Source organism: Ruegeria sp. S263 (assembly GCF_056780525.1).
In genome coordinates this window covers 3,302,927-3,316,301 of record NZ_CM165558.1, presented here as the reverse complement: position 1 = coordinate 3,316,301, position 13,375 = coordinate 3,302,927, and the positions used below count along the sequence as shown (strand labels likewise).

The following is a 13,375-nucleotide window of genomic DNA, read 5'->3' as shown; positions in this document are numbered from 1 at the left end:
TGATGCTGACTTCGGTACAACAGGCAAATCCTCAAATCGACATGAGCCATTTCTTGAAAATTCTCACTGTGACCCGCTCCTGATCGCCGGGGCGACAGACGAAATACAGCCCACGGTCCAGTGGGACGCTGCTGTCATCCAGGCGGATTAGTCGGCCAAGTTCCAAGTCTCTGGCGGCCAGCAGGTTTCTTGCCAATGCCACGCCCTGTCCGTCAATAGCGGCCTCCAACAAAACGGCGCTATCCACGTATTTGACACTCTGTGACTTGATCCGCTCGGGGCTTAGCCCAACCTGCGCAGCCCAACTTTCCCATCCAACGTTGAAGGCGTCGTGCAAGAGCGGGAGGTCAGCAACCTCCTCGGCGTGCATTGGTCGTCGTTGTTTTTCAACAAGCGATGGCGCGGCGACGACAATCAACTCTTCTTGCTTTATTTGCTCATGATACAGCTCGCCCCAGCCGGGCTTGCCGAAACGCAGGGCTATGTCGACCTCGGACCTGTCGAAGTCCGCATAGGCGTCATTTGTGTCCAGCAGCAGGGCGATACCCGGATGCTCCTGTTGAAACGAACTGAGCAATGGGACAAGCCATTTGAGCGCCAGAGATGTGGACAACGACACTGTAATCGACTGGCGATGACGAATCCGCTTTACCTCTGACACACCCAGTTGCAATGCGGAAAACGCCCCTCGCGTCGATTGATACAAGCGTTCCCCGGCCTTGGTCAGTTCGACTCCATTGGGACGACGATGAAAAAGCACCGCGCCAAGATGCAGTTCCAGTAGCTTGATTTGACGGCTGATCGCCCCGTGGGTGACGTTCAGCACATCCGCTGCCTTTGTCAGGCTGGAATGGGTCGCCGTTTCATCAAACGCTTGAAGGGCCCGCAGGGTGTCTGAGATTTTCAATCATGTGAGAATATCTAACATCAGGATACCAAAAACTCGATAGTACTGCTTCCTTTCCAGCAATTAGGCTGATTTCGATTGAGTAAATCTCATAAGTAGTCTGCCTGAAGAAAGGAAAGATCATGCCCGAACTTAAGGTCGCCCTGATGACGGGAACCGGACAAGGTATCGGCCGGGGATGCGCCATTGAAATGGCGAAAGCCGGCTACAAGGTCTCGCTGATGTCCCCATCTAACCGTTCGGTTGAACTGGCAGAGGAACTTGGCGGTATTGGACGCAGGGGGTCCGTGCTGGATGTCGATGATCTGCAAGCAATGATCGACGACACCATAAGCAAGTACGGGCGGATTGACGCGATCGTCAGTAATATGGGCCACGGTGGGACGGTGCCCGAAGCCATCAAAACCGTCGGATTCGATCCGGATTTTGACGGGCCGCTGCTGGAGCTCAGCGATGCGCTTTGGCACGAAAGTTTGGACATGTACGTGCTGAACGTTGTCAAAATTGCCCGCATCCTCACGCCCATATTGATCGAGCAGGGCGGCGGTGCATTCGTCAATATCTCATCCATGAACGCTGTAGAGCCGCGTGCGCCTTACCCCATGAGCATGCTGCGCGGTGCCTTGCACAGTTTCTCGAAGCTGTATGGTGATCGTTACGCCCGGCACAACATTCGCATGAACAACCTGCTGCCCGGATTCTGCGAGAATGTGAACCTGTCCGATCGGGCCCGTCGGGAAATCCCCGCCCAACGGCCCGCTACCTTTGAGGAAATCGGGCAGGCCTGCGTGTTTCTTGCCAGCGACGCCGCGCGGTATATCAATGGTCAGAGTATACTGTCCGACGGTGGAATGAACCGGGCGGTGCGATAGCAAAAAGGCGGAGAAAGATGATTGTTACAGCACTTGCAGATATCCTTGAGACAGATCGGGACGTCTCTGGTCCGGGGTGGAGCAGCCGAAGGTTGCTGCTTGCCTCTGACGGATTGGGGTTTTCGCTGACGGACACGATCATCAAAAAGGGTGCTGCGCTTGAACTTGAATATAAACATCATTTCGAGGCGTGCTATTGTATCGAAGGTAAAGGGCAGATCAGGGCGTTTGACGATGACACATGGCACACCCTTGAGCCATTCACCCTGTATGCGCTGGATCTACACGACCGGCATGTGGTGCGTGCGACAGACACGGACCTGCGGCTAGTCTGCGTTTTCAATCCGCCGCTAAGTGGACGGGAAGTGCATCGCAAGGATGGAAGCTATGCGCCCTTGGATCACGATGATGGCGGCGAGGTCTGAACAGCCCAACCAAGGATGCGATGTGCGGCGCAGTTTCAACTCATGCAACGCCCGAGCAGCGAATCCCAACACATTTCGCAGGTGAATTTTCATCTGCTGTTATCCGGATTGTCACCCAGTGCACATTCCACGCAAAACCAACGGCGGGAAGTTCACGTACCTAACGGAAAATGAGGGGGATAATGGTAGCGGAGGTCCGTCTTGGACACAAACCCCACACATTAACACTCTGTAAAATATGCGTGCCGTGACCTTCAAGGGGTAAGCCGAAAGGTCAATTGTCGTAGCGGTGCCCTGACTGGCGAATTCGATCAAAAGAAATTCGCCTTCACCGGGGTGCTCTGCGTTGAAGGCTGTCGCTATTGCGGCAAGGGGAACGTCTTACATAGCCTCCAAGGTATGCTGGAGGCCATTTCGAATGTGATCTTCCAACAGCCTCTTCGCCGTGTCGGCGTCTCTGGCCAGCGCGGCATCGAACATGCCCTTGTGCTCCTTGACCGCCTCTTCGCCGCGATAAGTCAGCACAAGCATCTGATACCGCAAGTACTTGTCGTAGATGATGGAGTGCAGAGACAGAAGGTTTTTGGAGTTGCAGGCCGCGATCATCGCTTGGTGAAACTCCCAATCATATCGTTTCCAGGTTTCTTTCTCGGACTCGTCGCCCTTGAGAAGCTGCTGTTCCATCAGGTGCAGTTTGTGGTGTGCGGCAACGAGGTTGCCTTCCCAATCCGTGTCGCCATTCGCAATGGACAATTCCAACGCGTGGCATTCCAACAGGACTCGCAGCTCTGATATCTCGGTCAGGTCTTCTCGTGATACTGGTGTGACCAGGAAACCCCGTTGCTCGGGAGCTTCGACAAATCCGTCGCTGGCGAGCCTGTTCAGCGTTTCACGAAGTGTCGAAAGGCTTGCCGAGTAGCGTTCCTTCAAGGCGTCCAGCTTCAGTTTGGAGCCGGGCTGCAGCTCCCCGAAGATGATGTCCCGCTTGATGCGCTGATAGGTGCTTGCACCTATCGTAGACGGCTGTTTCGCCATGCGTTTCACCCGATATTATCAGTTTCCTCGTTCAATTAGCATTTTTCAGAGACATCAGCAATCCAAACTGATGTATGGTATAAGTAAAAATATCATACATTATTGCGGAATCGCGAAAACCCCAATACGGTCGTGGCCAAGTTGGGCAAAGCAGCCCGATCGCAATCATCGGTTTCGGGATTTTCCAGACCCTCCGGAAGGAAGCAAAGTGTCTAAGAATTTTCGCATTGCCATTGTCGGCATTGGTCTTGTTGGACGCCGCCACGCGGACGCTATCCGAGCGTTGCGCCATGTTGATCTCGTCGCGGTGGTCGACCCCAGCGATGACGGTCGTGCTTACGCCGTTGAGCACGGAGTCGCATGTTACGCGACCCTTGAGGAAATGTTTGCAGACCAGGCGCCGGACGGAGCTGTTCTTGCGACCCCTACCACGCTTCATGTCGAACAAGGCCTCACGTGTGTTCGAAATTGTTGTCCCGTTCTTGTCGAAAAACCGATCGCCGTAGAAGCCACCGCTGCACTTGAGCTTGTTCAAGCAGCGGAGAAGGCCAATGTGCCACTGATGGTCGGACATCATCGTCGACACAATCCTCTGATCCGGTCGGCTAAGGAAGCCATAGCCGATGGGAAGATTGGAGATGTGCGCGCTGTCCATGCGAATTGCTGGTTCTATAAGCCAGACGAGTATTTTGATGCTGCGCCCTGGCGAAAGAAACCAGGTGCAGGGCCCATCTCGGTCAATCTGGTCCACGACGTCGATCTTCTGCGGTATTTGGCCGGAGAAGTCGTGACCGTTCAGGCTCAGTCGGCTGTATCCAAGCGCGGTTATGACAACGAAGATGTTGCCGGTGCTCTGTTGACGTTCGAAAGTGGGGCGATTGGGACCATAAGTGTGTCCGACAGCATCGTTGCTCCATGGAGCTGGGAGATGACGTCTCAGGAATATCCAATCTATCCTTCAACCACTGAGAGTAGCTACATGATAGGTGGCTCTCATGGTTCGTTGTCCGTTCCCGATCTTCGCCTGTGGAGTTACCAGAGTGAGCAAAGGGACTGGTGGACGCCAATCTCATCGACCGCGCTGAAGAAGGGGGCGTCTGACCCTCTGGTCAATCAGCTTAGGCACTTTGTTGAGGTAGCTCGACACGAAGCAGAACCGATTGTGTCTGGATGGGAAGGCTTCAGAACGCTTCAAGTTATTGAAGCTATTCAGAATTCCTGCAGAACAGGTGATACGGTCAGGATCAAAAACTTACAAAAAACACCAGTGGTAGGTATGACGGCAGTCTAAAATATCAGATATTTTGTAAAAAATCTTGCAAAATGTCCAAAATAGGTCAAAACTCTGAATCGCAAAAAAGAAGCATCATGATGTCTCAGGGAGGAGCAAAGTGATTACCAAACTTACACGCCGGGCTGCTGTATCAGCCCTGGTCGCAACCGGTGTTCTGTTTAGCGCAACAAGTGGTGCGCTGGCGGAAGACAAAGTCCAACTTCGCCTCGCAACATCAGGGTCGGAGACCGATCAGCGCTCGGTCGCTATGGCCGAGGTTTTCGCACCCATGGTCGCTGATTTCGCAAGTTATGAGCCCAGCTATAACGGCACAATCTTCGCCCAAGGTACGGAGTTGGACGCCATCAGCCGGGGTAACCTGGAAATGTCGATTACCTCGGCGCAGGAACTGGCACAGTTCTTCCCCGAGTTTTCGATCTTTACCGCAGGCTATGTCCACCAGGACGCCGCGCATCAGGTGGCTGTCTTCAACGATCCCTTGATGGATGCCTTCAAGCAAAAAGCCGAAGAAGAGCTGGGCGTCAAACTGCTGTCGGTCATGTATCTGGGCCGTCGTCAGGTGAACCTGCGCCAACCCAAGGATGAACTGACCGTCAGCACCCCGGCTGATCTGGAGGGTGTGAACCTGCGGATGCCGGGCACAGATGCGTGGCAGTTCCTTGGCAAAGCGTTGGGTGCCGCCCCGACACCAATGGCGTTCTCAGAGGTTTACACAGCTCTGTCAACCGGTGCCGTTGACGGTCAGGACAACCCATTGCCGACCGTGGTTGATGCCAAGTTTTACGAAGTGACCAATCAGATCATCCTGACATCGCACTTGGTCGACTTGAACTACATCGCCATTGGCAAAGAAGTTTGGGACGGGTTGACGCCGGAACAGCAAGCCAAGGTTCAGGAAGCTGCGGACGCAGCCGCTGAGTCGGGCCGTCAGAAGCAGCTTCAGAAAGAAGAGGATCTTGTCAGTTTCCTGAAAGAGCAGGGCATGGAGATCTACGAACCCGATCTGGCAGCGTTCCGCGATCAGGTACAGTCTATGTATCTGGACAGCGAGTTCGCTGGCTCATGGCCCGAAGGCGTTCTGGATCAGATCAACGCTCTAGGCAACTGAGCCCAGTAAGACAATGGAGGGAGAACCACAATGAAAGCCTTTATAAAGGGGTTCTCCCGACTGACCGAAGCGATTGCCGGCGGGATGCTGGCGGCAATCTTCCTGATCTTCCTTCTACAAATACTTCTGCGGTACTTCTTTACCCCCGCCGGATGGACGCTTGAACTCATCGGCATTCTGTGGGTCTGGGTGATCTTCTTCAGTTGCGCTTTCATAGTGCGAGAACGGGATCACGTGAAGTTCGACATCATCTACCTTTCCGTGCCGATGCGCGTGCGGCAGGTCTTTGCGATGCTGGCGGCCGCAGCGATCGTGGTCGGTATGCTCTACAGCTTCCTTCCGACGTGGGACTACATCGATTGGATGAAAATCCGCAAGACATCGACTGTCCGCAATCCGTTTTCCGGCGAGAAGATACCTTTGCGCACAGTATTCTCGATTTACGCGGTATTCATGCTGGTCGTCGCAGCGCGCTACGCGTGGCTATTCTTCGACGTCATGCGCAATGGCCCACCAAAGACAGAGTTGGAGCTGGTCGTTGGGTACAACGTCGTTGACGATCATCCCCGTGTCGACGTCGAAGGGGACGAGGAAGTTAAGAAATGAGTTTTGAACTTCTTTCCTGCCTGCTCGCTCTCTTTCTTTTGGCAGGCATCGGGACACCTATCGGATATTCCATCCTTTTGGCCTCATTGGTGTATCTGGGCACGGCCGGGCTGGACGTAGCACTCGCAGGCGAGAAGATCCTGCAGGGCTTCTACAAAAGCACGATCCTGCTTGCCGTGCCTTTGTTCATCGTCGCCGCCAATATCATGAACGCGGGCTCGATCACGGACCGTCTGCTGAACTTCTGCGTCGCCGCTGTTGGTCGGTTCAAGGGCGGTCTCGGGCACGTCAACGTGGTAGCGTCTCTGATCTTTTCGGGTATGTCCGGCTCGGCCGTCGCGGATGCCGCGGGGATCGGTAAAATCATCATTGAGATGATGACCAAGGATGGCCGCTACAGCCGAGGTTACGCAGCCGCGATCACGGCGGCGTCGGCGACGATTGGCCCGATCATTCCGCCCTCGATCCCGATGGTTTTGTACGCGCTCGTTTCCAAGGCCTCTATCGGGTCGCTGTTCCTGGCCGGTATTCTTCCGGGCCTGATCATGGGCGTCGTCCTCATGGCGATGAACTATTATCTGGCCGGAAAGCGGAACTTTGCATTGGAAGAACCTGTTCCTCTGCGCGAATTGCCGGCTAAAACCGCCAACGCGTTTCCGGCACTGCTGATGCCCGCAATCCTGCTGTACGGTATATATGGCGGCGTCACCACTCCGACCGAAGCCGCCGCAGTTGCTGCATTCTACGCTCTGCTACTGGCAGCGTTGTTCTACCGCGCGCTGACCTTCCGTGGCCTTTATCAAGTGTTCGTCGACAGCGCGCGCTCCTCCGCCGCCGTCGGGGTGGTCATTGGTGGCGCGTTCATTCTGAACTTCATCGTCATTCAGGAACAGATTCCACAGTCGATCTCGGCACTGCTGGAGGGTTCGGATGTTAGCCCGATTGTATTCCTGATCCTCGTAAACCTGCTGATCCTCGCGCTGGGATGCGTGTTAGACGCAACAACGATCATCCTGGTGATCGTGCCCCTGTTCATTCCAACCTGCGAAGCGCTCGGGATTGATCTGGTGCATTTCGGAGTGCTGGTCGTCGTGAACTCAATGATCGGTTTGATCACGCCGCCCTATGGCATTCTACTCTTTGTGATCAATGCCGTGACGGACATTCCGCTGCGCGAAATCATCTCCGAAATCTGGGCCTTCCTCGCGGTTCTCATCTTCGCCTTGGTGATAATGATGCTGATGCCGGATCTGGTCCTGTGGTTGCCGCGTATGTTTGGATATCAGGGATAATGTGCCTGTCGGTTTCGACAACGTCGATCCCCGGTGATCTGGCTGAAAAGCTGAGTGCTATCGCTGACGCGGGATTCGGGGGTGTCGAATTACACGAACCGGATTTGACCGCTTTTGACGGACCGCCATCGCAAGTCCGCAAGATTGCATCGGACCTCGGCCTGAAGATATGCCTGTTACAACCCTTCCATAATCTTGAAGGCCAGCCCGAAGCCGGACGTGAGCGCGCCTTTGATCGGCTGAAACGCAAACTCGACCTGATGACCGAGTTGGGAACGGAATTACTGCTAATCGGGTCTGCCTTCGACGTCGATGCCACTGCAACTGAAGAACAGGTAATCGCAGATCTTGGCGAGGCGGCCCAAATCGCTAAAGAAATGGGGATGCGTCTGGCCTATATGGGCTTGCCATGGTCGGATCTTATTCACTCGGATGAACAGGCGTTAGGCGTCGTTGATGCTGTCGACAGCCCTAATCTGGGGTTGGCTTTGAATTCCTTCTTCTCGCTTGCCGACGGATCCAAACCAGCCCGCCTTCGGGACATTCCCGGAGAGCGGCTGGTCCATGTGCAACTGTCCGATGCACCCCGGCTTGAGATGGATATACGTCGGCTCAAGCGGCACTTTGGGCTTCTGCCGGGGCTTGGGTCGCTGAACCTTGCGGGCTTCGTTCGCGTGTTGTCCCGCGCCGGATACAAAGGGCCTTGGTCGGTTGCACGCGTCAACGAAGCAGCTCCTCAACCCGGTGGCCGAACACTGGCCCGAGACAGCTACAGGTCGCTGGTGAACCTCCTGGATGAGGTATCCCGGACCGAGCCGGGAACCGACTTCGGCATCCGGAACCTGCCGGAACGCGTCTATGCGTCAGGCTTCGAATTCGTCGAATTTACAGCCGACGAAACAAGCGGCGCGCAGCTGGCAGATGTGTTGTCAGCAATGTGTTTTCGAATGGAGCGAAAACACGTATCCAAGTCCGTCGAGCTGTGGCGGCAGGGCGCGATAAACATCGTTGTGAATACCGAAAAGGAAGGCTTCGCACATTCGGCATTTCTGGGCCACGGCCCCTCGGTCTGCGACATGGGGTTGCGCGTCAAGGACGCGGATCAGACGGTTCAGCGCGCGACCGCGCTGGGCGCGCCGAATTTCTCACAGCCGGTGGGGACCGGGGAACTGGACATCCCGGCCATCCGAGGTGTCGGCGGCAATGTCGTCCATTTCATAGATGAGAAATCCGATCTGCATCGAGTTTGGGACATCGAGTTCGAGCCAGTTGCCAAAACCAAAGCGACCCAGCCTGCCGGTCTGCGCCGTATCGACCATCTGGCACAGACCATGCGTCACGATGAGATGCAAAGTTGGCTGCTTTACTACATTTCAACTTTTGAGATGGCAAAGTCTCCTATCGTGAACGTCGCCGACCCGTCCGGTGTCGTGCAAAGCCAGGCTATCGAAAGTCCCGAAGGCGAAGTGCGCCTGAACCTGAACGGGGCCGTTGGGCGTAGAACACTGGCAGCGTCATTCCTTGAAGATGGGTTTGGGGCCGGTGTTCAGCACATCGCCTTCCAGTCGGACGATATTTTTGAAACGTCGAATCAGTTGCGCAAATCAGGCTTTCCCAGCCTGTCCATCCCGGAGAACTACTACGCTGATCTGCAAGCGACATTCGGATTGGATGACGATTTGGTCGCCCAATTGCGCAGGGGGAACATTCTCTACGATCGGGCGGCGGGTGCTGAGTATTTTCAGATATACAGCCGCCCCATCTTTAACGGCTTCTTCTTCGAAATTGTTGAACGCCGTATGGGCTATGCCGGTTATGGCGCGCGCAATGCACCCATTCGCCTTGCTGCGCAAAGCAAAACTCAGCCGGTGAAAGAGGTGCAGACGCAATGACCGCGCAGACGACAGACGATGAGCGCGCCGTTCGCCAATGGTGGCGTACCTCCATCATCGACATGAAACCCGGACAGATCTCTTTTCGTGGCAACGCCATAGAGGACCTGATCGGAAACGTATCTTTCCCGCAGATGATCTGGCTTATGGTGCGGGGCGATCTACCCAGCGACGCGCAAGCGCGCCTGTTCGAAGCCGCTTTGGTCGCAGGCGTGGATCACGGCCCACAGGCTCCCTCAATCGCGGCTGCGCGTATGGCCGCCACCTGCGGGGTAGGTCTCAATAACGCGATGGCGACTGCGGTGAACATGCTGGGCGACGTGCACGGCGGGGCAGGAGAGCAGTGTGCAGAGCTGTACTATGATATCGCAGCTCGCATGGATTGCGGAGCATCGTTGAATGACGCAGTGAAGGACGGTCTGGACAGCTGGCGCGAGACCTATGGCAAGATCGTCTCGGGCTTTGGTCACAGGTTTCACAAACCTGTCGATCCACGCGCACCCCGATTGATGCAACTTGTTCGAGATGCGGCGGCAGAAGGCACAGTTTCTGGCCGGTTTGCCGATATCGGAGAAGAGGTTCAAGCCGAACTCGGTCGTCAACGAGGCGGTCGGCCAATTGCTATGAATATTGACGGCGCGACAGCTGTGATCTTCTGCGAACTTGGCTTTCCTGCGCCCTTGTCGCGAGGGCTGTTCTGCCTGTCCCGCTCGGTCGGAATACTCGCCCACGCTTGGGAACAGATGAACCAGGGTGGCCGCAACAAAGGGCCGATGCCCCCTAATTACTTACCCCTCTACGAAGACAGGAAAGATGACACGTGAGACATCGAAATCCTTCCGGGTCGGCCTTATCGGCTGTGGTCGTATCAGCGATATTTATCTAAAAACACTATCCAAATTCTCAAACGTTGAGGTCGTGGCTTGCGCAAGCCTTGACCCTTCGGAAAGCCGCACCAAGGCAGATCAATACGGTATCGCCAAGGCCTGTGCGCCAGATGGGGTGTTTGACGATCCGACGATTGACTGCGTTCTGAATCTGACAATTCCGGCGGCGCATGCCGAAATCAGCCTGCGTGCGTTGGAGGCGGGCAAGCACGTCTATTCCGAGAAGCCGCTGGTTATGGATCGAACGGATGGTAAGACGATTCTGCACATGGCCTCTGAAAAGGAGCTACTGGTCGGTTGCGCACCCGACACATTTCTGGGCGGTCGTTGGCAAACCGTTCGGCGCTTGATCGATGAGGGTGCCATTGGCAAACCGACAGGGGTTTTTGCCCATGTCGGTACCCACGGGACGGAACGCCACCATCCCAACCCGGATTTCTACTACCAGGCCGGTGGCGGGCCCTTGCTGGACCTTGGGCCATATTACCTGACCGCCATGGTTTGCTGCCTTGGTCCGGTTGACCGGGTCGCCGGAATGGCGCGATGCACTTTCGACAAAAGGATGATCGAAAACGGCCCTCGCAACGGCGAATGGATGGACGTCGAGGTCGACACGCACTCCCTTAGCCTGCTGCAGTTCTCCTCCGGAGCTATAGGGTCGATGACCATGAGCTTCGACGTCTGGGACAGCGAAACGCCGCGGTTCGAGATCTACGGTGAAAAAGGCACCATCAGCATCCCAGACCCAGACCCGGTTCATGGTGCCAATATCTTTCAAGGGGATGTTTGGCTGAAAACGCGGGACACCTCGCGCTGGTCTCATCAGCCCCGTCCAACAGGTCGCGAGGACTGGCAAGTGGTCGAAAACAAACATGGATTCAATGAAGACAGCCGCGGGCTCGGCCTTTTGGATCTGGCCCTGGCGGCGCAAGAAGGACGCCAACCCCGCGCAAGTGGAGCGCTCGCCTACCACGTTTTCGAGGTCATGGACGCGATCGAACGGGCACCAAAATTTGGCGCCTATCAGACGATAGAAAGCCGTTGCGCGGCTCCGGAGCCTTTGCCGGTCGATTTCCTTAACGATGAGAGGAAGGAATTGGTTCATGCCGATTGAGACACTCGACTTTGCTCAGCCATTCTTTCGCGTCCAGCACATAACTGACGAGCGCAGAATTTCTATCGAGGGTCGCGCCATCGTCCTTAACCTTGGGGGGCGAAATCTCTCTGTCGAGGATCAGACCATTGCACCGCTTTCCTCTGTGATCGTGCAAGACAGCACGCTTAGCGGCGTGGAACGTGCAGTCATTGTCCACGATTTCGACGCCCATGCCGATGACAACGAGTTGTTCGCATGGGTGAAAGATACATGGCCATCTGCTTTTGATGTTCGCCAAGAGGAGCGTTTACGCGGTGTCAGCCACTACATGTCCCCAAAGGTCTTTGTGGGTAACGTTGGGCTGACCATGTACCATTCCGGCTCGGTGCCGCTGAATGTCGGATTGCACAAGGATCATCCGTTCTGCCCGGTACCGGGGTTTCGCGAAGTGCATACACAAATCGTAGGCTTTGGGAAAATGCAGCAATGCCGTGAGCGGGATGTTGAATCCCTTTACCTCGAAGAATTCATGGCCCCCGGCACGACGCACAAACCGATGTATGACGCCGAAGGCAACTATCCCTGGCATCAGTACGAGACGATTACCCCCAGCATTTTCATGGCGGTGGAAATGCTGCCGGAAGGCGTACGGGTCCCGGAAATGGAGGCTCAGAATGGCTGAGAGACTTTTACCCGAAGACCTGAACTTTGACGGTCCATTCCCCCGGTTGTCTCGCCGTTTGCGGCTGGGCGTTATCGGCGGCGGACGGATCTCTGTCACGCAGGCAACGGCCGCGCGGATGACCGACCGGTGGGAGGTCGTCGCAGGAGCGCTCAGTTCTGACGCCGCGCGAAGCAAGGCGCGCGGGGCCGAGTGGTTCCTGCCGGCAGACAGGTGCTATGCGTCGTTCGACGAGATGGCACAGGCCGAGGCGGCGCGCCCGGATGGCGTAGATGCCGTCATGATCACCACCCCGAACCACGTTCATTTCGAAGCGGCCAAAGCCTTTCTGGAGGCGGGCATTGACGTGCTGTGCGATAAGCCCCTGACCAACGAAGTCGCGGAGGCCGAAGGGATTGAGGAGATTACCGCGCGCACGGGACACATCTTTGCTGTCGGCTATGCGATGTCATGTTTTCCAGTAATCCGTCAGGCCAAACAAATCGTGGCGGAAGGCGGCATCGGTAAAATCAACCAAATCCACGTCGAGTTCATGCAAGACTGGATGACGCCCGATGATGTGGCTGATGCGCCCCACGTCAACTGGCGGCTGGACCCAAAGATTTCTGGTCCGACCAGCTGTGTCGGCGATATCGGCACCCATGCCGCGCATCTCGCCAGTTTTGTCTCGGGCCTGCCCTTGACCGACCTACGGGCTGAGTTTCATGTCTGCGGCGCGCCAAAGCCTTTGGAAGACACAGCATTCATGTTCACCCGCTATCAAAACGAGGTTCCGGGAACCCTGATGGCGACACGCCTTGCCCCCGGGAATCGGGGAGGGTTGCGGTTGCGCATATTCGGGAACGAAGGAGGTCTCGAGTGGGACCTGGAGAATTCGGAACAGCTGAAGTTCAATCGGTTCGGTGAGCCGGATCGTATCATCAGCCGAGGTCACGGGCATGGCATCGGCCCCGGCGCAGAACGTCTAATCCGGACCGCGCGCGGCTTCCCAGAAGGGATTATCGAAGCCTGGGCCAACCTCTATACGGAATTTGCTATGGCCGTAGCCGCGCGTCGGGATGGCGTTACCGTTCCGGATGATTGGCTTATTTATCCCAGTGTCGAACAAGGTGCAGATGGCGTCCGGTTTATTGGAGCCTCCGTGCGCTCTCACCAGTCCGGAGGTGACTGGGTCACTCTCTAAGGCTCTGCCAACAAGAATGAAAAACACGCCCGGGCAGTTGCCCGGGCGCTTTCATTTCCTGCTCAGTATTAAAAGTTGATATTTTAAAAAATATCA

At 55.8% G+C, this 13,375-nt stretch carries 13 protein-coding genes; 11 read left to right on the top strand and 2 right to left on the bottom strand.

The features are described from left to right. Positions 1–31: 31 nt before the first annotated feature. Positions 32–907, bottom strand: a complete 876-nt coding sequence (locus ACT2B1_RS16360; RefSeq protein ID WP_481668189.1) for a LysR substrate-binding domain-containing protein — start codon at positions 905–907, stop codon at positions 32–34. Between the two features lie 122 nt (positions 908–1,029). Between ACT2B1_RS16360 and ACT2B1_RS16355 the strand changes: the two genes are divergently transcribed. Continuing rightward, positions 1,030–1,779: an SDR family oxidoreductase gene (locus ACT2B1_RS16355; protein ID WP_171123670.1), complete on the top strand. Its 750-nt coding sequence runs from the start codon at positions 1,030–1,032 to the stop codon at positions 1,777–1,779. Positions 1,780–1,796: 17 nt separating this feature from the next. Beyond that, on the top strand, positions 1,797–2,204 hold the full coding sequence (locus tag ACT2B1_RS16350; protein ID WP_171240921.1) for an ectoine synthase: 408 nt from the start codon (positions 1,797–1,799) through the stop codon (positions 2,202–2,204). A gap of 381 nt (positions 2,205–2,585) precedes the next feature. Here the strand turns inward: ACT2B1_RS16350 and ACT2B1_RS16345 are convergent, their stop codons facing one another. After that, on the bottom strand, positions 2,586–3,239 hold the full coding sequence (locus tag ACT2B1_RS16345) for a GntR family transcriptional regulator (RefSeq protein WP_170353340.1): 654 nt from the start codon (positions 3,237–3,239) through the stop codon (positions 2,586–2,588). Here ACT2B1_RS16345 and ACT2B1_RS16340 point away from each other — a divergent pair. The 9 genes from ACT2B1_RS16340 (at position 3,238) to ACT2B1_RS16300 (ending at position 13,279) form a co-directional block, all read left to right on the top strand. Continuing rightward, positions 3,238–4,530, top strand: coding sequence for a Gfo/Idh/MocA family protein (locus ACT2B1_RS16340; protein WP_481668188.1), 1,293 nt, complete (start codon positions 3,238–3,240; stop codon positions 4,528–4,530). The genes ACT2B1_RS16345 and ACT2B1_RS16340 overlap by 2 nt on opposite strands. Positions 4,531–4,630: 100 nt before the next feature. Next, a complete protein-coding gene (dctP, locus tag ACT2B1_RS16335; protein ID WP_170429695.1) occupies positions 4,631–5,641 on the top strand; it encodes a TRAP transporter substrate-binding protein DctP in 1,011 nt (336 codons plus the stop codon). Positions 5,642–5,671: 30 nt separating this feature from the next. Continuing rightward, positions 5,672–6,247, top strand: a complete 576-nt coding sequence (locus ACT2B1_RS16330) for a TRAP transporter small permease (protein WP_171125991.1) — start codon at positions 5,672–5,674, stop codon at positions 6,245–6,247. Next, the gene (locus ACT2B1_RS16325; protein WP_170328647.1) at positions 6,244–7,539 is read left to right on the top strand and encodes a TRAP transporter large permease; all 1,296 of its coding nucleotides are present in this window, start codon (positions 6,244–6,246) and stop codon (positions 7,537–7,539) included. The genes ACT2B1_RS16330 and ACT2B1_RS16325 overlap by 4 nt, the downstream gene beginning before the upstream one ends. Then, a complete protein-coding gene (locus ACT2B1_RS16320; protein WP_481668187.1) occupies positions 7,506–9,431 on the top strand; it encodes a bifunctional sugar phosphate isomerase/epimerase/4-hydroxyphenylpyruvate dioxygenase family protein in 1,926 nt (641 codons plus the stop codon). Before ACT2B1_RS16325 ends, ACT2B1_RS16320 begins: the two co-directional genes overlap by 34 nt. After that, positions 9,428–10,255, top strand: coding sequence for a citryl-CoA lyase (locus ACT2B1_RS16315; RefSeq protein ID WP_481668186.1), 828 nt, complete (start codon positions 9,428–9,430; stop codon positions 10,253–10,255). Before ACT2B1_RS16320 ends, ACT2B1_RS16315 begins: the two co-directional genes overlap by 4 nt. Beyond that, positions 10,245–11,432, top strand: a complete 1,188-nt coding sequence (locus ACT2B1_RS16310; protein WP_254445533.1) for a Gfo/Idh/MocA family protein — start codon at positions 10,245–10,247, stop codon at positions 11,430–11,432. The genes ACT2B1_RS16315 and ACT2B1_RS16310 overlap by 11 nt, the downstream gene beginning before the upstream one ends. Beyond that, a complete protein-coding gene (locus tag ACT2B1_RS16305; RefSeq protein ID WP_481668185.1) occupies positions 11,422–12,096 on the top strand; it encodes a hypothetical protein in 675 nt (224 codons plus the stop codon). Before ACT2B1_RS16310 ends, ACT2B1_RS16305 begins: the two co-directional genes overlap by 11 nt. Beyond that, positions 12,089–13,279 (top strand): Gfo/Idh/MocA family protein, encoded by a 1,191-nt coding sequence (locus ACT2B1_RS16300; RefSeq protein ID WP_481668184.1) that lies wholly within the window; start codon positions 12,089–12,091, stop codon positions 13,277–13,279. The genes ACT2B1_RS16305 and ACT2B1_RS16300 overlap by 8 nt, the downstream gene beginning before the upstream one ends. Positions 13,280–13,375: the final 96 nt, after the last annotated feature.

Excerpts from the sequence above, each read along its gene's own strand:
- ACT2B1_RS16355 (WP_171123670.1), top strand. The coding sequence starts at position 1,030 with ATGCCCGAACTTAAGGTCGCCCTGATGACGGGAACCGGACAAGGTATC.
- ACT2B1_RS16350 (WP_171240921.1), top strand. The coding sequence starts at position 1,797 with ATGATTGTTACAGCACTTGCAGATATCCTTGAGACAGATCGGGACGTC.
- ACT2B1_RS16340 (WP_481668188.1), top strand. The coding sequence starts at position 3,238 with ATGCGTTTCACCCGATATTATCAGTTTCCTCGTTCAATTAGCATTTTT.
- ACT2B1_RS16345 (WP_170353340.1), bottom strand. The coding sequence starts at position 3,239 with ATGGCGAAACAGCCGTCTACGATAGGTGCAAGCACCTATCAGCGCATC.
- ACT2B1_RS16330 (WP_171125991.1), top strand. The coding sequence starts at position 5,672 with ATGAAAGCCTTTATAAAGGGGTTCTCCCGACTGACCGAAGCGATTGCC.
- ACT2B1_RS16325 (WP_170328647.1), top strand. The coding sequence starts at position 6,244 with ATGAGTTTTGAACTTCTTTCCTGCCTGCTCGCTCTCTTTCTTTTGGCA.
- ACT2B1_RS16315 (WP_481668186.1), top strand. The coding sequence starts at position 9,428 with ATGACCGCGCAGACGACAGACGATGAGCGCGCCGTTCGCCAATGGTGG.
- ACT2B1_RS16310 (WP_254445533.1), top strand. The coding sequence starts at position 10,245 with ATGACACGTGAGACATCGAAATCCTTCCGGGTCGGCCTTATCGGCTGT.
- ACT2B1_RS16305 (WP_481668185.1), top strand. The coding sequence starts at position 11,422 with ATGCCGATTGAGACACTCGACTTTGCTCAGCCATTCTTTCGCGTCCAG.
- ACT2B1_RS16300 (WP_481668184.1), top strand. The coding sequence starts at position 12,089 with ATGGCTGAGAGACTTTTACCCGAAGACCTGAACTTTGACGGTCCATTC.